This is a genomic window from Cytobacillus firmus NBRC 15306 (genome assembly GCF_001591465.1).
In the GTDB taxonomy this organism is placed as follows: domain Bacteria; phylum Bacillota; class Bacilli; order Bacillales; family Cytobacillaceae; genus Cytobacillus; species Cytobacillus firmus.
Genome location: NZ_BCUY01000074.1, coordinates 1 through 18,816 on the forward strand (window position 1 = coordinate 1; position 18,816 = coordinate 18,816).

27 protein-coding genes and 3 pseudogenes are annotated in these 18,816 nt (G+C 42.0%); 11 read left to right on the forward strand and 19 right to left on the reverse strand.

Going from position 1 to position 18,816, the window contains the following annotated elements:
* Window positions 1-155: 155 nt before the first annotated feature.
* Window positions 156-1,544, reverse strand: coding sequence for a MocR-like pyridoxine biosynthesis transcription factor PdxR (gene pdxR / locus BFI01S_RS17020; RefSeq protein WP_061793676.1), 1,389 nt, complete (start codon window positions 1,542-1,544; stop codon window positions 156-158).
* Between the two features lie 101 nt (window positions 1,545-1,645).
* Here pdxR and BFI01S_RS17025 point away from each other — a divergent pair.
* Window positions 1,646-2,565, forward strand: a pseudogene (locus BFI01S_RS17025) (DMT family transporter).
* Window positions 2,566-2,723: 158 nt separating this feature from the next.
* Here the strand turns inward: BFI01S_RS17025 and BFI01S_RS17030 are convergent.
* Window positions 2,724-3,344 carry a YitT family protein gene (locus BFI01S_RS17030; RefSeq protein WP_061793677.1) on the reverse strand — a complete coding sequence of 207 codons (621 nt, stop codon included), beginning with the start codon at window positions 3,342-3,344 and terminating at the stop codon, window positions 2,724-2,726.
* Between the two features lie 244 nt (window positions 3,345-3,588).
* On the opposite strand from BFI01S_RS17030, the gene BFI01S_RS17035 reads away from it, so the two are divergent.
* On the forward strand, window positions 3,589-4,233 hold the full coding sequence (locus BFI01S_RS17035) for a 2OG-Fe(II) oxygenase (protein ID WP_061793678.1): 645 nt from the start codon (window positions 3,589-3,591) through the stop codon (window positions 4,231-4,233).
* A 49-nt stretch (window positions 4,234-4,282) separates the two neighbouring features.
* On the opposite strand, the gene BFI01S_RS24410 is transcribed toward BFI01S_RS17035, so the two are convergent.
* Window positions 4,283-4,414, reverse strand: coding sequence for a hypothetical protein (locus BFI01S_RS24410; RefSeq protein ID WP_268875341.1), 132 nt, complete (start codon window positions 4,412-4,414; stop codon window positions 4,283-4,285).
* A gap of 280 nt (window positions 4,415-4,694) precedes the next feature.
* On the opposite strand from BFI01S_RS24410, the gene BFI01S_RS17040 reads away from it, so the two are divergent.
* Together BFI01S_RS17040 and BFI01S_RS17045 are read left to right on the forward strand one after the other, a co-directional pair.
* Window positions 4,695-5,078, forward strand: coding sequence for a VOC family protein (locus BFI01S_RS17040; RefSeq protein WP_061793679.1), 384 nt, complete (start codon window positions 4,695-4,697; stop codon window positions 5,076-5,078).
* Window positions 5,079-5,214: 136 nt separating this feature from the next.
* Window positions 5,215-6,451 (forward strand): annotated as a pseudogene (locus tag BFI01S_RS17045) (Bcr/CflA family efflux MFS transporter).
* A gap of 27 nt (window positions 6,452-6,478) precedes the next feature.
* On the opposite strand, the gene BFI01S_RS17050 reads toward BFI01S_RS17045, so the two are convergent.
* Complete coding sequence (locus tag BFI01S_RS17050; protein WP_061793680.1) at window positions 6,479-6,820, reverse strand: avidin-fold protein; 342 nt, start codon at window positions 6,818-6,820, stop codon at window positions 6,479-6,481.
* Window positions 6,821-6,847: 27 nt separating this feature from the next.
* Window positions 6,848-7,390, reverse strand: coding sequence for a GNAT family N-acetyltransferase (locus BFI01S_RS17055; RefSeq protein ID WP_061793681.1), 543 nt, complete (start codon window positions 7,388-7,390; stop codon window positions 6,848-6,850).
* A gap of 144 nt (window positions 7,391-7,534) precedes the next feature.
* On the opposite strand from BFI01S_RS17055, the gene BFI01S_RS17060 reads away from it, so the two are divergent.
* On the forward strand, window positions 7,535-8,944 hold the full coding sequence (locus BFI01S_RS17060) for a vWA domain-containing protein (RefSeq protein WP_061793682.1): 1,410 nt from the start codon (window positions 7,535-7,537) through the stop codon (window positions 8,942-8,944).
* Between the two features lie 47 nt (window positions 8,945-8,991).
* Here BFI01S_RS17060 and BFI01S_RS17065 read toward each other — a convergent pair whose 3' ends face one another.
* From BFI01S_RS17065 to BFI01S_RS17080, 4 genes are all read right to left on the reverse strand, one after another.
* On the reverse strand, window positions 8,992-9,177 hold the full coding sequence (locus tag BFI01S_RS17065) for a hypothetical protein (RefSeq protein ID WP_061793683.1): 186 nt from the start codon (window positions 9,175-9,177) through the stop codon (window positions 8,992-8,994).
* Window positions 9,178-9,227: 50 nt separating this feature from the next.
* Window positions 9,228-9,377: a transcription initiation factor TFIIIB gene (locus tag BFI01S_RS17070; RefSeq protein ID WP_309229222.1), complete on the reverse strand. Its 150-nt coding sequence runs from the start codon at window positions 9,375-9,377 to the stop codon at window positions 9,228-9,230.
* A gap of 80 nt (window positions 9,378-9,457) precedes the next feature.
* Window positions 9,458-9,601, reverse strand: coding sequence for a hypothetical protein (locus BFI01S_RS17075; RefSeq protein ID WP_235831220.1), 144 nt, complete (start codon window positions 9,599-9,601; stop codon window positions 9,458-9,460).
* A 454-nt stretch (window positions 9,602-10,055) separates the two neighbouring features.
* Complete coding sequence (locus tag BFI01S_RS17080; protein WP_061793684.1) at window positions 10,056-11,018, reverse strand: LacI family DNA-binding transcriptional regulator; 963 nt, start codon at window positions 11,016-11,018, stop codon at window positions 10,056-10,058.
* A gap of 89 nt (window positions 11,019-11,107) precedes the next feature.
* On the opposite strand from BFI01S_RS17080, the gene BFI01S_RS23110 reads away from it, so the two are divergent.
* The 4 genes from BFI01S_RS23110 to BFI01S_RS24090 all read left to right on the forward strand — a co-directional run bounded on the left by BFI01S_RS23110 (window position 11,108) and on the right by BFI01S_RS24090 (window position 12,254).
* On the forward strand, window positions 11,108-11,272 hold the full coding sequence (locus tag BFI01S_RS23110; protein WP_156478348.1) for a hypothetical protein: 165 nt from the start codon (window positions 11,108-11,110) through the stop codon (window positions 11,270-11,272).
* 79 nt (window positions 11,273-11,351) lie between these two features.
* Entirely contained in the window at window positions 11,352-11,594 is a 243-nt protein-coding gene (locus BFI01S_RS17085) for a DUF2164 domain-containing protein (protein ID WP_061793685.1), read from the forward strand.
* 171 nt (window positions 11,595-11,765) lie between these two features.
* Complete coding sequence (locus BFI01S_RS24085) at window positions 11,766-11,987, forward strand: hypothetical protein (RefSeq protein WP_235831221.1); 222 nt, start codon at window positions 11,766-11,768, stop codon at window positions 11,985-11,987.
* A gap of 57 nt (window positions 11,988-12,044) precedes the next feature.
* Entirely contained in the window at window positions 12,045-12,254 is a 210-nt protein-coding gene (locus BFI01S_RS24090) for a hypothetical protein (RefSeq protein WP_235831222.1), read from the forward strand.
* Here the strand turns inward: BFI01S_RS24090 and BFI01S_RS17095 are convergent.
* On the reverse strand, window positions 12,251-12,760 hold the full coding sequence (locus tag BFI01S_RS17095; protein ID WP_061793686.1) for a GNAT family N-acetyltransferase: 510 nt from the start codon (window positions 12,758-12,760) through the stop codon (window positions 12,251-12,253). The genes BFI01S_RS24090 and BFI01S_RS17095 overlap by 4 nt on opposite strands.
* Before the next feature lie 206 nt (window positions 12,761-12,966).
* Between BFI01S_RS17095 and BFI01S_RS17100 the strand changes: the two genes are divergently transcribed.
* The gene (locus BFI01S_RS17100) at window positions 12,967-13,320 is read left to right on the forward strand and encodes a hypothetical protein (protein WP_156478349.1); all 354 of its coding nucleotides are present in this window, start codon (window positions 12,967-12,969) and stop codon (window positions 13,318-13,320) included.
* Between the two features lie 114 nt (window positions 13,321-13,434).
* Here BFI01S_RS17100 and BFI01S_RS17105 read toward each other — a convergent pair whose 3' ends face one another.
* The 9 genes and pseudogenes from BFI01S_RS17105 to BFI01S_RS17140 all read right to left on the reverse strand — a co-directional run bounded on the left by BFI01S_RS17105 (window position 13,435) and on the right by BFI01S_RS17140 (window position 18,078).
* Window positions 13,435-13,761 (reverse strand): YnfA family protein, encoded by a 327-nt coding sequence (locus BFI01S_RS17105; RefSeq protein WP_061793688.1) that lies wholly within the window; start codon window positions 13,759-13,761, stop codon window positions 13,435-13,437.
* Window positions 13,762-13,802: 41 nt separating this feature from the next.
* Window positions 13,803-14,528 carry an MOSC domain-containing protein gene (locus tag BFI01S_RS17110; RefSeq protein WP_061793689.1) on the reverse strand — a complete coding sequence of 242 codons (726 nt, stop codon included), beginning with the start codon at window positions 14,526-14,528 and terminating at the stop codon, window positions 13,803-13,805.
* A gap of 37 nt (window positions 14,529-14,565) precedes the next feature.
* Window positions 14,566-14,703, reverse strand: a complete 138-nt coding sequence (locus BFI01S_RS23115; protein ID WP_156478350.1) for a hypothetical protein — start codon at window positions 14,701-14,703, stop codon at window positions 14,566-14,568.
* 16 nt (window positions 14,704-14,719) lie between these two features.
* Window positions 14,720-14,929: a DUF2187 family protein gene (locus tag BFI01S_RS17115; protein ID WP_061793690.1), complete on the reverse strand. Its 210-nt coding sequence runs from the start codon at window positions 14,927-14,929 to the stop codon at window positions 14,720-14,722.
* A gap of 78 nt (window positions 14,930-15,007) precedes the next feature.
* The gene (locus BFI01S_RS17120; RefSeq protein WP_061793691.1) at window positions 15,008-15,283 is read right to left on the reverse strand and encodes a YrhK family protein; all 276 of its coding nucleotides are present in this window, start codon (window positions 15,281-15,283) and stop codon (window positions 15,008-15,010) included.
* Window positions 15,284-15,349: 66 nt separating this feature from the next.
* Window positions 15,350-16,080: pseudogene (locus BFI01S_RS17125) on the reverse strand (ZIP family metal transporter).
* Between the two features lie 113 nt (window positions 16,081-16,193).
* Window positions 16,194-16,784: an NADPH-dependent FMN reductase gene (locus BFI01S_RS17130; protein ID WP_061793692.1), complete on the reverse strand. Its 591-nt coding sequence runs from the start codon at window positions 16,782-16,784 to the stop codon at window positions 16,194-16,196.
* A gap of 23 nt (window positions 16,785-16,807) precedes the next feature.
* Window positions 16,808-17,656 (reverse strand): VOC family protein, encoded by an 849-nt coding sequence (locus tag BFI01S_RS17135; protein ID WP_061793693.1) that lies wholly within the window; start codon window positions 17,654-17,656, stop codon window positions 16,808-16,810.
* A gap of 17 nt (window positions 17,657-17,673) precedes the next feature.
* Entirely contained in the window at window positions 17,674-18,078 is a 405-nt protein-coding gene (locus BFI01S_RS17140) for a DoxX family protein (RefSeq protein WP_061793694.1), read from the reverse strand.
* A 160-nt stretch (window positions 18,079-18,238) separates the two neighbouring features.
* On the opposite strand from BFI01S_RS17140, the gene BFI01S_RS17145 reads away from it, so the two are divergent.
* A complete protein-coding gene (locus BFI01S_RS17145; RefSeq protein WP_048010760.1) occupies window positions 18,239-18,550 on the forward strand; it encodes a winged helix-turn-helix transcriptional regulator in 312 nt (103 codons plus the stop codon).
* Window positions 18,551-18,816: the final 266 nt, after the last annotated feature.

Here is an 18,816-nt window from a genome sequence, read left to right on the forward strand (position 1 = left end):
GAGTTCTGACTCAGATTCAAGTTTTACCCGTTTCTGTGTCGGAAGTTGGACGGGGTTCTCACTATAGCACACTAATTTCGTCCAAACCTGCCGCTGGCTCCGCCTTATCCGCTGATAACTATATTGATAGGGAGTTAGCGGCTGCTGAAATTACTTCAATTGCTATACCAGGCGTCCGAAAGATGCCGCACGGCCATTTCCAGCTCTTCCTCAGACATCAGTGCAAACCCCAGCAGTATAGTATGGCCGTCACTCATTCCAAATTGTGATACTGGATAAACTTTAACGCCTGCATCAGCAGCTTTCTTAATAAGTTCTTGTTCGGTCATCCCATTATTTGGACGGACTAGGATGTGCAAGCCTGAATCCTGTCCTATTACTTCAGCACAATGAGGAAAATACTTTGAAATTGCTGCCATGAGACTGTCACGTTTTTTACGATAAACAACCCTCATTTTCTGGATATGCTTATCCCAGTAACCCTCCTGAAGAAATTTTAACAATACCTCCTGATCAATCCGGGAAACAGTTTGAGCATAAAAGAAATAATCTTCCTGATAAATTTTCAGCAAAGGCCTTGGAAGGACCATATAACTAATCCGTATAGAGGGAAGCAGGGCTTTAGAAAATGTGCCCATATAAATTACCTTTTCATCCTTATCCAACCCCTGCAGGGCAGGAATCGGCTTGCCTGTGTAGCGGAATTCACTGTCATAATCATCTTCAATGATATAACGGCCAGGCTTTTCCTTTGCCCATTTTAAAAGCTGCATTCTTCTGGCAATAGGCATAATCATACCGCATGGGAATTGGTGGGATGGAGTGACAAAGACGATGTTTGCTCCTGATTTTTTCAGCTGTGACAAAATAAGTCCGTCATTATCAAGGGGAACATCCCTGACATTGTCCATCCCTTTTTCAAAGATGACGAGCTTGCGGTGGTAGCCAGGATTTTCAACAGCAAAGATACTTTCACCCAGCAGCTGCAATAAATTTTTCATTAAATATTGTGTTCCTGAACCAAGAATAATTTGGCTGGGAGAACAATTTACACCTCTGGATTTATAAAGATACTCCGCAATCTGGTTCCGCAGCTCCAGCTCACCTTGAGGATGGCCGAGCAATAGAACCTCGCCATTATCCTTTGCCAGGACTTGATTTGTTAATTTCCGGAACACAGAAAATGGGAACGTCCTAATATCCACTCCCGAATGTGTAAAATGATAAAGGTACTTACCCTCTATATGCAGCTTTTCTTCAGCGATAGGCTCTTCATTTGAAGAAAAATGGTATTGTTCAACTGCACACACAAAATATCCTTTGCGAGCCTTCGATTCGATATAACCTTCAGCCATGAGCTGTTCATATGCAGATTCAATTGTGTTCTCACTGACCTGAAGGTATCTGGCAAACTTCCTTTTGGAAGGGAGCTTTGCCATTACTGTCAGATTGCCTGTCTTAATTTCGTTTTTAATATATTTATATAATTGCACATATAGTGGCTCACTGCTGGTAAAGTCTAGATTTGGAGTTAACTCGGACATTAATCTGACCCCCTTTAATATTAATAATCTGACCCTTCTAACAACACCAGTTATTATCTATAATACATGATAATAACAACAACAGTAAGGAGACACACAACATGAGTAATTCACGCAGGCTGGGACTAATCATGATCATAAGCGGAGCTTCTTTGTGGGGATTATCCGGTCCAATGCTGCAATGGTTTTTTCAGGAAACCCGCTTATCATCAAGTGATTATTTAGTTATCAGATTGATTACGGCAGGCATTTTCACGCTCATTTTCCTATCATTCCGGAAAGTAAATGTGTTTGCGATATGGAAATATCCCCGCCACTGGATACAGCTTCTTCTTTTTGCTGTTTTGGGGATGCTTGGAGGGCAATATGCTTTTATTGAAACCATTCAGGTGAGCAATGCCGTTACAGCCACCCTGTTTCAATTTGCCGGACCGGTGCTGATCACGATTTATGTGGCAATTGAGTCCAGAAGATGGCCAGCCAAGATCCATTTGCTGGCCATTGCCACCGCTCTTTCAGGAATTTTTCTGCTTATTACCAACGGATCTCTGGACCAAATCCTTTTGTCAGATAAGGCTTTATGGATCGGGTTTTTAACAGCGCTTGGATTTGCCTTTTACACATTGCAGCCTGTTTCTCTTATTAAAACCTGGGGAACGATGACAATCATCGGGTGGGGAATGCTGATTGGAGGAATAGTCCTATACTTGCTGATGCCATCATTCAGCTTTGCCAACATGGCAGGAGCCCTTAATATGGGTACATTATCTATGTTAATTAGCATCATAGTGATCAGCACCCTCTCCTTTTTGCTCTATATTGGGAGTCTAAAGTTTCTTTCCCCCACAGAAACCAGTCTTTTATCCAGTATTGAGCCACTTGTGGCAGCATTGATATCCTTCCTTTGGCTAAAGGAAGCTATCAATTGCTGGGCGGTGTTTTCATCATTGCAGGAGTACTATTCCTATCACTGAAAGATAAAGAAGAGGAAGTCAGTATTTTGCAGCAAAAAGGGGCTTAATCCCTGCACTTTTGAATCATTAAGAAATCCAATAAGCCTTATTAAACAATCGGGGAAGTCCCCTTTCGTATGATACGGTTAAGATATCAAATGAACGAAAGGGGATCTCGCTATGGCATCTTAGGATGCACCCAGCCCATCAAATTATTCGAAAATGTTTAAGTCTTCATTATGATGGTATCTATGGTTTTATAAGCAACCAAAAATGTGGCAAGGGAGTATGCCGCTTCTGTAATTCCGAATAAAAAAACGGAACTTCCAAAAAGCAGGGTATTCATGATCAAAATGCATTGCCCGATGGTGAACGGCAGGTGCTCGCTGAATAATATCGCTAAAACTTCTGTACCGTCCAGGCAGGCCCCAAACCGGATAATGAGCCCCACTCCCGTACCAAGCAAAAGTCCTCCAATGATAATGATCAGCAGGGGATGATTAGTCACTTCCTTAAATGGAGCCAATATGTATGTTTCCCCTGCCAGTACGGAACTGGCAAACAGGCTTAACACCAAAAATCTTCCTCCTAAAAAGAAAAAGCCTGCCGCTAAAAACGGGAGATTCAACAGCAGGATCAAGGCACCAACATCTACATGAAAAACATGTGAAAGGAGGATGCTCAATCCGACAATGCCACCGTCAATGACATAATTTTTCACAAGGAATAATTGCAGGGATACAGCCACAAGGGTTGCCCCGAGTATGATAATCAGTCCATTTTTAAATGCGGAAAAAGTGCCGTGTCGACTCTGGCCTAAATAGTATGAAACTCTATTTCGATACACCGTCCATCTCCTTTTGTTCAGTCTGGCTTATGTATGAAATATATTCCGTTAAATCCATAAAATGCGGTTGCTCCTTTTAAATTTTTAATAGTTTCCCAGAAAAAAAAGATAGAATTCCTTCATATCAGAGTGTAAAATAAATTCAGCCAGCTGAAAAACTGTTAAAAAACACAAATAGAAATACGTCAAGCAGCACCAAAATATATTGAATTCTCAGAAAACTAAATAAATGAGGTTGATGTATATGGCAATGGATGCATCTATTAAAGAACAAACGATTTTTGATCATGCTGGAAATAAAATTATTACAGAAGATCGGGAAATTCAAATAATCGCTAAATTCGCAGAACCATTAATTGTGGTACTGGGAAATGTTTTGAGCGATGAAGAATGTGATCAGCTGATTCAGAAGTCAAAAGATCGCATGCAGCGTTCAAAAGTTGCCAACTCCCTTGAAGTGGATGAACTCAGAACCAGCAGCAGTACGTTTTTCGAGGAAGGAGAAAATGAATTCGTCGCCAGAATCGAGAAAAGAGTATCACAAATCATGAACATTCCTGTTGAGCATGGTGAAGGGCTGCAGATTCTTAATTATAAAATTGGACAGGAATATAAAGCACACTTTGACTTCTTCTCTTCAACCAGCAGAGCAGCAAGCAATCCAAGACTCAGCACGCTTGTCATGTACCTGAATGATGTGGAACAGGGCGGGGAAACGTATTTTCCAAAGCTTAACTTCTCTGTTTCTCCACAAAAAGGCATGGCTGTTTACTTTGAATACTTTTACAATGACCAAAAGTTAAACGATCTGACACTTCATGGCGGAGCACCTGTTGTGATTGGTGATAAATGGGCTGCCACGCAATGGATGAGAAGAAAGAAACTATGAAAAAACGCTTTGGAAATTTATTCCCAAGCGTTTTTAGTTCCTGCTTTCTTTAAAACCACAGTCTCTTATGATAGTCATAATCAGAGGTATCGAAATTCTCTTCCCCTTCTTTATTAGGGGCACACTCTTCACAAGGTTCTTCCTGCTGGCCATGTTCACATTGCTCCATTAAAAGTTCCACTTGAACGCATCCCCTTTCCTATCTGATACCTTAATTATAATTGAAAGCATTTACACCCGTCTTGTACAATTTGTTGGAAAATCGTTAAAAAGTGCCTATCTAAAGGCCCTTTTTAATGTCAAAAACAGACATCTCTGTCGCATTTTAGCCTTTGAACCACCTATATTACTCCATTCAGATTTTTTTAATTAATAAAAATGACCGCACACAGGCAGCCAAAAAAGGAATTTCCCCTACTATAGAGAATATGTAAAATAAATACAATGAAAGCGGTGAGTATATGAAGTCAATTGCTTCCCCGATTGCAGGTAAAGTGAATAATGTGTTTATTCATGTCAAGGACCTGAAAAAGTCGGCTCAATGGTATAGCAGTCTCCTTGGACTGCCTTTTAATATGGATGATGTGGAATCACCGGTATACAACATTCCGGTCACCTCTCAAACCGGACTTACACTGGATGACCACACCTTTGATCCATCCTTCAAATGGACTCCTTCCGGTCACGTTTTATTTAATTTCTTTGCCCGGGATATTGACGAGGCGTACGCTTTTGTTAAAAATCAGGGAATCCCAATTGTTAGAGAAATTGAACGTATTGGAGATTTTGCTTATTTCAATTTTCAGGACCCGGATGGCAATGTATTGATGATCTGCAATTGCTAATGATTAAATCTGTGGCTATATGGCCATGGATTTTTTTCTTTACAGCATTCTCCGCTGGACATCCTCCTGCACCTGGCGTATACTAGCCATATTTATGTAAAAGATTAACAGCTTCATAGAAAGATAGGTGTTTAACATGATCCACAATCCAACTGGAAAAGAGAGGCTTGCGCTGGCTTTTCTCCTCAGCATGCTTGGAATTTTGGGGCCATTCAATATTGATATGTATTTGCCAGGCTTTCCAGATATCGCTGATGATTTCAATACCCGAGCTTCACTTGTACAGATGAGTTTAACAGCGTGTTTGATTGGACTTGCAGCTGGACAGGTTATTGTGGGACCGCTCAGTGATTCGCATGGAAGAAGAAAACCACTTCTCATTGGAATCTCTCTATTTGCTGTATCTTCCCTTTTATGCGCCATTTCACCCAATATTGCAGCCTTTATTGCAGCCCGCTTTCTGCAGGGATTAACCGCCTCTGCCGGAATCGTCCTATCCCGGGCAGTTGTCCGTGATGTTTTCAGCGGAAAAGAGCTGACGAAATTTTTTGCCTTGCTTATGGTGATTAATGCAACCGCTCCGATGATTGCGCCAATGACAGGCGGTGCGCTGCTACTGATCCCTTTCGCAAGCTGGAAATCCATCTTTTATTTTCTAAGCTTTTTGGGATTATTTATTACCATGGTGATCTATTTCCGATTAAAAGAAACCCTTCCTCCAGAAAAAAAGGGTCCCAAGCTCGATTGGGAATTCCGTTAAAAGCATGGGGGGACTTTTCAGGGACCGTTCCTTCATCGGGTATGCCCTTATCGTTGGTTTCATACATGGCGGAAGCTTTGCTTATGTGTCGGGGACACCCTTTGTCTATCAGGGGATTTATGGTGTATCGCCACAGGTGTTCAGTATCCTGTTTGGCATTAATGGATTGGCCATCATTACGGGGAGTTTCCTGATTGGCCGCCTGGCAGGTGTCATTCCGGAAAGAAGCCTGCTCCGGACAGCGGTCTGCATTGCGGTAAGTGCCACTTCGTTCCTTTTAATTATGACTATCATTAAAGGGCCGCTATTCATGCTTGTCATTCCGATATTTATCTATATGACTTCAATGGGGATGATCATCACCAGCTCGTTTACATTGGCCATGAAAAATCAGGGGCATCGTGCCGGCAGTGCCAGCGCTGTTATAGGAATGCTTCCTTTAGTGCTGGGGTCAGCTGTTTCCCCATTGGTGAGCATTGATGAAACCACTGCAGTGCCAATGGCTGCCATCTTATTTATTACATCATTCATCGGCTTTGTTGTCTTCTTCACCTTAACGAAAGAAAAAACAAAAAGAAGCCGACAGAACCTGAAGCTGCATGCGGAGGGATAGCTCCCTCCGGCTGGCATGCCGCCTGCTTTATTCTTTTACTTCCTCGATAATCGACTGTCCTTCAGTTCCTTCATCATCCTGCCACTGCCATTTTTCATGCAGCCTGATGCGGCCGTCCGCCAAAATTTCAGGGGTGGAGAGACATTTTCCGCCGCGCAGCTGATTTTTGTTATTCACATGGTTATATCTGAATTCCAAACATCCGTCTTCATTGGCAATTCCAATCAGTGTCCCCTGAATGATCTCTCCCCCGCCATAACTAGCTGATATTATATTTTCATCCTGTTTATAATGAAAAAAGGTCTTTGATGAAACTTCACCATTCTCTGTATTTTGCACAGAAACAAAGGTACGGCCATTGTAGTTCATAAAAATATCCTCCTCGTATGTATCGATTTATAAATCCCCTTTTAAAATGGAGTACATATACAAGTCATCAAATTTCCCGTTAGTATATTCATAATGCCTAAGCAGTCCTTCTCTCGTGAAGCCCTGCCTTTCAACCAGCTTCTGGGATGAGAGATTTTTTGGCTCGATCAAAGCTTCTATCCTTTCAAGCCCCAAGTGTTCAAAACCGAATTTCAACACCCTCTCAAGGGCTTCATTCGCTATTCCTTTTCCCCAATGCTCCCTGCTTAGTTCATAACCGACTTCACTTCGGTAATGTTTCGGATTCCTATTCAGGAAACCGCAGCTCCCAATGACCTTCCCTGAATCCTTCAGGGTGATGCCCCAGCGGATTCCTGTGCCATTTGTATAAATGGATTTATACCATTCTATTTCTCCAAGCACCTCCTCTGGAGTTTCACAGGCTGAGATTCCCATATGCTTTACAACCAGCTGATCTGACAGGTATACAAACATATCTTTTGCATCTTCTTCAGTTGCTTCTCTTAGAATTAATCTTTCTGTTTCAAGAATCGGAAATGCTTTTTCCAACAGACTGCCTCCTCTGCAAAATATCTATCTTCAACTATACCAAATTGCTGTAAAAAAATCTTTTCATATGGAAATTACTTCAAAACCAGCTTTATCCATGTTACACTCTATTATTAGTAAAATATAAACAAAAGGAGAATTTCTGTGAAACGTTATGGTCTATGGCTGCTGTCTGCCGGATTGATTCTTTCCGCGTGCAGCAATGACAAAGAGAAAACAGCCGCTGATTCACCTGTTAAAGAAGAGCAAAAGAAAGAAGAAAAGCAGGTAAGCATTTTAGCAGAGTCTAAGAATATTAACTTAGAGGTCTCTGAAAAAACCCTGTTAAATTTGCCTCCTGGAACCCTAATGGATGACCTTACATACGAAAAAGACATTGAAGCCATTGAAGTTACACCGGAAACTGATCCTGAACTTTTACGGAAGATGACGCCCAAACTGGAAGAGCTGACGAAGGAAGCCAAAGATACAGACTCTATTAAAAAAGGGCTAGTTTCCCTGCTGGCGAGTCCACATTATAAAGACATTATTGAAAAGTCCAATTCCTACAAACCCGATTTTGAAGAACCTTACCTGCCGGATCCCACCAAGTCAGAACCCGGAGAAGAAGAAAAAAAGGCAGCAGAACAGGCCATTATTCTTCTGGATGCCAGTTCATCCATGCTGCTGCAGGCAGACGGCAAAGTGAAAATGGATATTGCTAAAAGTGCAGTCAAGAGTTTTGCCCAGACGATTGGCCAAAGCAGTGATGTATCCCTTGTGGTATATGGCCATAAAGGCTCTGAATCAGAAACTGATAAAGAAATTTCCTGCTCAGGTGCAGAGGAAGTCTATCCTATGGGCAAATATTCCAAGAAGGAATTTCACGAAGCTGTTGATTCATTCGAAAGCAAAGGCTGGACGCCCCTTGCCGGCGCCATTCAAAAAGCAGCAGAAATGAGCAGCGGCTATGACAGCTCAACCACAATCTACATTGTCAGTGATGGTGCCGAAACCTGTGATGGCGACCCTGTCCAGGCCAGTAAAAACCTTGTGAAAAATAACAGCAGCAATACTGTAAATATTATTGGGTTTGATGTAGATGGAAAAGCCGAGAACCAATTAAAAGCAGTAGCGGAAGCCGGCAATGGGGAATATTTAAAAGCGGATAGCCCGGATGAATTGAAAAACACGATTCAGTACGAGTGGCTTCCTTCTGCAGGCGACCTGGCCTGGGCATTTACACTGTCGCCAAGCCCCTGGGAAATGATGGATGAGTATGAAATTGGTGAAGTTTATCCCCGCCAATTATTTACGGCCGGCAGGCGTGAAGCACACCGAATCCTTGATGCCGTCACAATTATGGGAGATAACGGCTGGATCACAGATGAACAGGGATCCGAACTCCGTGAATGGAGCTATGAACGCAGCGGCCAAATGAAGGATCTGTATATGAAACTTCATGAAAAAAACCGGAATACAGCTGAAACGGAAAGTGAGGAAATCAAGCAAAGAGTAGACGAATGGGTTGAAAAAATGAAGGCTTTGAAGAAAGAACGCGGGGATATATGGTAACAATTTCATAAGAATGCTCCGGGCGGCATGCTCTGAGCATTCTTTACTTACTCTTTGGGTATGAATGTGAAATTCCTCTTCAGCTCGGCCTCATTAATGGAGATCCGGTACGATAAATCTTTTGTCCGCAGTACATATTCTTTAATGCCAATAAATTCAGATTCAGCAATCAAGTAAAAGTGCGTTCCCTTTTTTAATCCTTTAAAATGATTCTTTAACTTATATTTTTTCATGATGCTCCTACATTCTATTTTTAAACTTCTCCGGCTTTTTCACATACCCTTCAATTGATAAAACCGCAGCTTGTGCAAATAAGGTATTCAATATCAGAACCGAGACTCATTTTATCCACAGGAAACATGACCCCATAACCCGAATGCTTCCCTTTCCCCAGCTCATTTGATTCGCACTTTGGACATTTTTCTGCTTTCATATTTATTCTCCTTTCAGCTTCTTTTAGTAAGTCATACGTTCAGAAGCAGGAAAAAGTTTCATGAAAACAGTAAATGCGGCCTATTCAGCAGCTGTAAGTGATTCCTTTGATTTGAGCACCTGAATATAAACGCCTGTCAGTGTCTGAGTCAGCAAAAAGATTGGGAATGAATGAATGAGCTTATACCCTTTTTGCAGGGTAATAATATCTGCAGCTGTTAACACCCATTGAAAAAAAACACCAAATAAGGCCTACACCAACACATAAATAATGAAAGCACCAGCCAGGCCAGAAAAACTAAGAGTACGCACTCCATGTAACATCAGCCTTATATTTTTTAGTATTGGGGACATGGGGATAATTATTCTGTTGTGGCTCCCATTAGCTGTTTTCTGGTTTGAAAGAAGGAATGATTTTTTATTTCTGTGTCCGAAGTAGGGCTCGGTTCTGACTCTGATACTGTGATTTCGGCTTTCTGTGTCCAAAGTTCTGCCGGGTTCCGACTCAAACACTCCGATTTCAGCTTTCTGTGTCCGAAGTTGCTCCAGCTTCTGACTCAGACACTCCGTTTCCCGCTTTCGCTGTCCGAAGTCGCTTCCGACTCAGACACTACGCACTATGTTTTCTCCGTCCGAAGCCGCTCCAGCTTCCACGGCCACCCAAGCGCCACCCGCCATCCTAAACAGTCTGCCGTTCAATCAGTTTCACCGATATCTCCTCATGAGTATGGCTTTCACTATCAATCGCTTGAAGCATCAGCTTTTTCCCCATTTGAACCAGCGGGATTTCTAGTGTGGTGATGTGCATGATTTTGGCTATCGGCTGGTTATCAAATCCCATAATCGCGATATCCCCGGGAATTCGAATCCCTTTTTCCCTGCAGGATGTAACGATTCCGGCAGCAGCAAAATCACTTGTTACCAGCAGCGCGGTCGGAGGATTTTCCATGTTCAATAACCGCTGAACCACTTCTTCGCCATGCTCAAAATTCAGACACTCATAAAAGATATATTCTTCATTATAGGACTCCCCAATTCGGCTTAAAAAATCTGAGTAGGCCTTTCCGCGCTGCCTGCTGTTGGCGCCGGACCTTCTTCCAATGCAATACCCGATTTTCTGATGCCCTTTATTATATAAATACTCTAAAGCATTAGTGAAAGTCATATAATGGTCGATAAAGGTTGAGGACACATTCTGATTCCTTGCATCTTCACAAAGGACGATGGGGCCATACTCGGTAAACTGGCTGATGACCTCCCAGCCGCAGATTCTTGAACAAATGATTAATGAATCAATTTGCTTGTGCTGAAGCATTTTCAAAGCTTCGATTTCCCTGTTTTCCTCGTAATTCGTCTGAAAAAGAACTAGTTTATAGTTGTTTTTCATGGCTTCATTGGCAATCCCTTCTACAAGCAGACCGAAATAGGGGTGATTGGTAAAAGGAACAACCACTCCAATAAGAAGGGTCTCTCCTTTACTCAAATGAACAGCATTGATATTCCGCTGGTAATTGAATTCCTCCATCGCCTGCAAGACCGCTTCCCTCTTATCCTCCCTCACATAGGGATGATTATTGAGCACCCTCGAAACGGTTGTAACCGAAACTCCTGCCTTTTTAGCGATATCTTTAATATTTGCCATAAACCCACCTGTATTTTTTACTTTTTTTCTTGCTATGAAATGCGTTTCATAAATTAAGCTTTTTTTAACAACTAAAGGAGGTTTTCCTCATGTTCATTCTATCTGGAATATTCTATCTGGTTTTATTATGCAGTTCTATTCTTGCCCTGTCATCTATTCCTATTTCCCTCTATCCGAAAAAGAAGGCAACAAAAAACACTTATGTAAAAGATTACTACAGTTCTTTATTTGATGTCTACGGAGATGAGGCATAACCGGCAGGAGTTAACCCTCCCAATTTTTGAAGTTTCCGTGTATAGTAGCATGTATCCTAAACCGAGAGGAAGGCATATCGTGTTCATTAAAATAACAAAAGAGCAGCAGCAAAAGATGATTGAGGATATCCAGATTTTCTTTTCCGAGGAAAGAGATGAGGATCTATCTGAGTTCGCTGCAGAAAGAGTATTGGATTTTGTTAAGGAGTCTTTGGCCCCGCATTTCTACAATGCAGCAATCGCTGATGTAAAGCATGTGGTGGAACAGCAATATGCTTCAATGGAGGATGAAATCCTGACGCTTGAGCGTCCTATAAAGTAGAGTCCTTCAAAGGAATCACCTATACATGGGTGATTCTTTTTCGAGTTAGCCAGAAACAATCATGTAAATAAACTTTAATACTATGTCATCCCTCTGTTATTTTTCTGAAAGTGATCAGTGATATGATTATTTTGACTGCTGTATAGATTTTATAGAGAGCGAGCAAGAAAAATGAACATTACTGATGCTGTGGCACAATTGCATAAATCTGGAATAAAAGCGAATGGCGAAGACGTTGAGGGCTGGATAGAAGAAGGCAAAATAAAAGCGGAACGCAGCGCGAGGAGGCAAGTCAGCTACTCCATAAAGATGAAGGATCTCGCTGATTTCATCATTCAGGAAAAAGAAGTGCGGTATCGCCAAAAGCTAGAAGTAGTCCTGCTTCAGGTTTAAGACCTGAAAGGGCAAATCGAAATCCTGAATACCCGTGTCCAAATAGAGGAATCCAAAGTGAAATCATTGAAGAAAATGATTCAGGCACAAAAACTGATAGCAGATGAAGAAATTCAGCCTGCAAAGCTTCTGGACCTGAAGCCTGATGAGGATCTGCAAATCATCCGAAAAGAATTCAAAAAACTATTAAAAGCCCTCCATCCCGACCGCGGTGGAGATGAAAGGCTATTCAAGGTGTTTAATGAACATTATAAGAACATCTTTTAACCGTTGATAATAGCGTATATATTCATCATATTTCCCGCTCTATGGAAGGTTTTTTCCTTTTTCATGCCTACTTTCTCTGCAACACGGATAGATGCAAGATTATGAACGTTAATAATGGAAACCAGCTTCCTGTAGTTTAAGCTGGTAAAGCCATAATCTTTACAGGCTAGTGCCGCTTCCGTGGCATAGCCTTTTCCCCATTCACGCCTGGCAAACAAGTAGCCGATCTCCATTTCCGTAACACCGCCTGTATCCTGCGGGGTAATCCCGCACTGCCCCAAAAACCTGCCTGAAGCTTTCTCTTCCGCAATCCAAAGGCCGACACCATATGTCCGATAATTACCCAGCGTCCAGCTGATCCAATCTTCAGCCTGCTCGTTTGTTTTTGTTGAGCGATAAAACCTCATGGCCTCCGGGTCAGAAAAGATTTCCATCAGATAAGGCAGATCAGTTCTTTTCATTTTTCTTAGAATCATTCTGTCTGTTTTTATTACTGGAGTAGCCATCGACAGTCCCCTTCCATTATCACTTGAGGATTCTTGCATTCTTACCACGGAAACGATTGTTCATTTCCCTCTTCTTTGTATTGGTTTACTAATTCTACTAAGTTTTTTAAAATCCTGTTTTAACATAAATCTGAAATTTCGTATTGCGAATTAAATTAATCCTTTATGCCGCAACCTACGTTATTTCTGCACTTGTTTTATTTAAAATGAAGTGGCAAACATCTGAACCAGCCCTGAATGAAGGAATCAGCAGCAGCTTTAAAGAAAAGCTGGCCGCCATTGGCCGGGATCTGAAGGAAGTTTATTCATTTATCTTGCTTAAACCGATGCTGCTGCTTGTCAATATTGTCTTTCTTATCGGGGCATTTGCAGGGGCTTCGCATAATTTAGGGATTCCGCTGCTGGCAGAAGAGGTCGACAGCAGCAAACAAAGCTTTTATTATGGGTTAATCTGGGGTGTTTTAAATCATTGGGTTTTGCCCTCGGATTTGTTGCCGCGCCTCTTGTACTGGAAGTATTATCATTGGCTGAAATGGTTTGGGTCTTCCATGGGTCCTTAATATCCGCAAGTATTTTCGTCCTCATTATTGCTGCAGGGATGCAGAAAAAAGGCAAGAGATTGAGTGAAAGTGTATAAGAAATAGCCCAGTTCATCAACTGGGCCAGTTTCGTTCTTATTGACGAGGTGCAAACAGGATTACAGATGCCCCTATAAGGCAAATCCCTGCACCAAGCCAATCATAAAAGTCCGGTGTTTTTTTATCTATGCCCCATCCCCATAAAATGGACAGAATGATAAAAACACCTCCATATGCAGCATACACTCTTCCAAAAGACGGGAAGTTCTGGAATGCAGCAATAACACCGTATAGTGCAAGGATAATCCCTCCGCTGATCCCCCATGAAAGAGGCTTTCCTTCGCGTATCCATTGCCAGATTAAATAGCCTCCGCCAATTTCGGCGACACCGGCCAGTATAAATAAAATAATAGCCTGAAACATATGTTCACTCCCGGAAACATTTGCTTCTAGTTTACATGTTCTTACTCAAAAAGGTAAACCTCATCCCCTGCTGCAATCTCACCTGTTTTCAGGACGGTGACATAAACACCGAAGTGATTATTCCTTTCACTGATCACCGTTTTATGCAGGCTTGGATCCCTATCCCCGCTTTCAGGATCTACTGTAATAATCATGCACCGTTCGCAATGCCGCTTAACTTTTAACTCCACATCGCCAATCTTCATCGTCTTCCCAAACCACTGATCCTCCATAAAGGGTTCATATTTTATCAGGGAAAGCACCAGATTCGGACGAAACCGCTGGAAGTCCAGCTCTTCTTTTCCCCATAGCTCTTTCATTTTCATCAGGGAAGCGTCTGTCACTACTAAAATATTTTCTTCTTCAATTGCCCCTTCTGGAACATGTATTGGGCTATATTGCACCGGGGTAATTTCTGCGGAAGCACGTTGTTCTAATTCTTTAATCAATTGTTCATCATTCCAGGGGACCTGTTTTCCGTCCGGAGCTGTAATTCTTACAGGCGGATATTTGTTCAAATTTTCCTCACCCATAAACCCTGCTTTATAACGAACCATTTCCGGAAACTGAGTAATGGTCAAGTATTTCCCTGGCCTGGACTCATCCAGATAAGCATGACTGCGATCCCCATACAGTCCATAATTCATTACATTCGTTTTATTCACGCTTTCCCCACGAAAGCTTTTCACCGGATAGCGGACAATGTCCCTAATATATCCAATCAGCATGTTCACTCCCCCATTCAATAAAAAAATCCATGATAGCTTATTCGTCTATCATGGAAATCCTATTATTGCACCCGTTTTGTTTGCCGCATGGCTTTTTCATTCCTGTCTGACTTAATAATTTTTTCCCGGATTTCTGGAGTATGGAGGCAGAGCTCTGCTTTGACTCAGGTTTCATTGCTGCACCTCCCCCTTTATTTTACGACTTTGTAGCGCTTATGGCTGATCACCGTCTTGATGGGCTCATCCTTTTTCGGATTGACCCCAAGCTCTACAATGACTGAGTTATCCCGGACCACGACCACTCTGCCTTTTTTCCCTTTTTCAGAACCGCTTATGATGCTAATCGTATCGCCAATATCTGCTTTCTTTCCACTGCTTACCTTATCTGTTTCTTCAGCCATCTCGATTCTCCTTTAAAAATAAATATATTTTTAACTATGTCGCTAGTATTGCCGTTTCGGCGTTCTGCAAAACCCGTTTTATTTTCGTGATATCTTATTAATATGAAGATCCTTCAATAAATTTAAGCCTGCACGGATGATCATTAAGATACTTCCAGCAAGGAAAAACGAGATGGAAACCGTCTGGCTGACATCTGTCAAAAATAGTATACTTCCGATTAAATAAAGAACACCCAGGAGCAGGTCATTTACAAATGAAACAGCCTGATATCGCTTTTCGATGACCATTTTGTAGCTGCCTATCTCAATATGCACATCCTCCTGCTGTTCCCTAACAATATTTTTTATCTTCATGAATAACACCCCCTGCTTTGCCTTTTCCACATAAGGTGCCAAACATTCATATTTTTTTTAAAAATGTTAAGAAAAATAATCCAGGACCAATGAAGCCAGCAAGCCGATCGCTGCAATAAATCCCGTCACCGGACCACTGTCCTCAAAAGCTTCAGGCATCATTGTGGAAGCAACCATAGCAATAATCGCGCCTCCTGCAAATCCTGCTATCCCTGACAGCACCTCTTCTGAAGCTCCATCCAAAAATATGTATCCCGCCATTGATGCCATTCCCGAAATGACAAATACCGAACTCCAAAGAGGAGAATGATTTTCTTTTTTGAATAACCGCTTTTTTTCATACCTGAAGTACTTGAAAGCCCCTCAGGAAAGTTGCTGATAAAAATGGCGGTGACCAAAAGAAAACTGACCGAATCAGCTTCAAGCAGGCTTGTTCCGATCATGATCGATTCCGGTATGGCATCCATAATGGTTCCCGCGAAAAGCACAATTCCGCTGCTGGCTGCTGCTTTATGGCCAGACCTTTTCCTATGCTGGGCTCCTTTTTTGGAAATCATAATATCAAAGAGGGTAAAGGTGACAACACCCGACATGAATCCAATGCCTGTCGGCAGTAATCCTCCTTTATGTACAGACTCACCAAGAAGCTCATATGAGGCTGCACCAATCAGGACACCTGTGCCGAATGCCATAATGTAACCGATTAATTTTTTTCTGATGTGTAAAAACATGGCTGCCAATGCACCTAACAGGACCGCTGACCCTGAAACTGCGCCCCAGAATGCAGCATTCCACACCAGGACCACCCCCTTCACTTTGTTTTGTTTCATTATTTCCTTTTAGCCCGCCTTAAAAACCACTATTCAGAATAAGATTAAAAAAGCAGAACCACGAGGGTCCTGCTTTTGCTCTATCTTATGGTTCTTAATGCACCGCTCCAGGATACCACCTGGTCAATCATTGCGTTCACATTATCGAGATGAAGATCTTGAGGTTTAAATACTGTACCATTTTCAAAATCAGTAAATAAAGACAATGTTGGATGCACGCGCACATCAGCGATCATTAATTCACCCATGATCCCGCGCAGATGTTCGGCAGCTCTCGCACCGCCGGTTGACCCATAGCTTACAATTCCTGCAGCTTTATTGTTCCAGGGTTCCCGGGCCAGATCAAGTGCATTTTTTAGTGCCCCCGTAATACTGTGGTTGTATTCCTGAACGATAAATATGAATCCATCCAGACTATTAAGCTTCTCATTCCATGCAGCAATTCCCGGTGAATCCGCTTCACCTAAGAATGGCAATTTGAAATCAGCGATATCTATAATCTCATAATTGGCATCCCCGCGTTTATCGGCAATCTCTTTTACCCATGAACCGACCTGTGGGCTAACTCTCCCCTGACGTGTGCTCCCTAAGATAATTCCAATGTTTAATTTCCCGCTCATTGTTTGTTCCTCCTTAAATTTTCTTCCAAATAATTGATTTAAAAAACCCATGACTCACACCACCTGATGATAATTTAAACTCCTAAAATAATTCGATTCCCTGAAGGGTCTTCCGTAATTACCTTATTGTTTTCAACTGCTGCAGCCACGCCAAGCTTTTTCAAATTTTCTACTGCCTGATTTATAGCTGCTTCATTTTCAAAAATGAGCTTGAAGGATTGAAGTCCAACACTATTCTCTGAAGGCTGCGGCGCTCCTACTCCATTCCATGTATTCAAACCAATATGATGGTGGTATTTTCCGCTTGAAATAAATAATGCCTGTGTGCCATATCGGCAGACCGCTTCAAACCCCAGTCCCTCTGTGTAAAATTTTTCGGTATTAGCCAGTTCAGCCACATGTAAATGAATATGCCCCATGACCGTGCCGGCGGGCAAGCCCTTCCACGACTGCTGCTGCCCAATTGAGATCAGATCAGGAAAGTCCAGCGGATCAACGGTCATCATAACTTCCCCGTTTTTCCATGTCCAATCGGAAGGACTTCGGTCAATGTAAATTTCTATTCCATTGCCATCCGGATCAGATAAGTAGAGTGCTTCACTGACAAGATGGTCGGATGATCCAAATTGCAGCCCGATCTCAACGAAATGACGCACTATTTTAGCCAAATCGGAGCGTTTTGGAAGCAGCAGCGCGAAATGATACAAACCAGTTGTTCTTCCCATTTTGGGTTCAGCGTTTTCCGGCTGTTCGATCCTCAGCAATGCCGTTTTGCCATCAGCAGTCAGCTCGGCAGTTCTATCTGTTTTAGATAACACTTTAAATCCAATTACCTCTTTATAGAAAGCCAGGGACCGCTGCAGATCCTGAACTTTTATATTAACCTGCGCAACAAAGGTTATCGGTTTTTGATGAAAGTTCATGTTAATTTCTCCTCCAGTTAATTTGCTTTTGATTCTGTTAATTTGTTCTCAAGTGACAATGGTGATTCCTTAGCTAAAACAAAATAGATCGATGCAGCAAGCAATATTAAATCTAATTCATAGCCGGCCACTTGACCATTTCCAAGCAGACCTGCAGGCAACTTAGCAGTAAAGATTGCTCCGAGCATGATGAGAGCAAATAATACAGAAACAATTTTTGTCCCCATTCCCAGAATAAGCGCTATGCCTCCTGCCAGCTCGATTGCGGCAACAGGATAAGCCATAAAGCCAGGAATGCCGATGCTATCAAAGAAACCAGCTGTATTGCTGATGCCTCCCTGAAATTTTGATAACCCATGAATAAAGAAAACAAATCCTAAAATTGCCCGCAGAATGAAATGGCCTAATTCGTTTTTGTTCATGTTTTTCCTCCTGATTAGTTAAATTTTCTGTTTCGTTAGTTACTTACTTTATGTAAGTTAGTATATTATTTATATTTAGTATCGTCAAGTAATTATTTTATTATTAGTTATTTAATTATTTTTGGTTTATGATTATAATAATAAACAAGGAGTGATACGGATGGAGAAATCACTAATTTGTCCAAGATTTGAAAAAGCCATTGGCATACTTAGCCAGCGCTGGACCGGATTGATCATCTATCAATTACTTAATGGGCCACAGCGTTTCTGCAGCATCGAATCCTCAATCGGGATAAGCGGGAAAGTTCTTTCAGACCGGCTAAAGGACCTGGAAAATGAGGGAGTCGTAAAACGCAATGTCTTCCCTGAAACTCCTGTAAGAATTGAATATTCCCTAACAGAAAAAGGCCTTGCCATGGAGCCGTTAATGAAAGAAATAGAAAAATGGTCTCAGACCTGGTTAGAAGCATAAAAAAGAGCCTTCCCGTTTGAGGAAGACTCTTTTTTTGCGTTATCATTTTGGTGGCAGGTTTTGATTGATTGTGTACCGGGGTTCGGCCTTAGGCTTAATTGGATGGGCGCTGGGTACGGACTCAGACTCCCGGATAAGGTGCTTTAAGTTCGGACTCAGAACCCTGGATTTTTGCTTTTTGTGTCAGAAGATGGACCAAGTTCTGACTCTAACTCTCAGATTTCCTCTTTCTGTGTCCGAAGTTGCACCAAGTTCTGACTCAAATT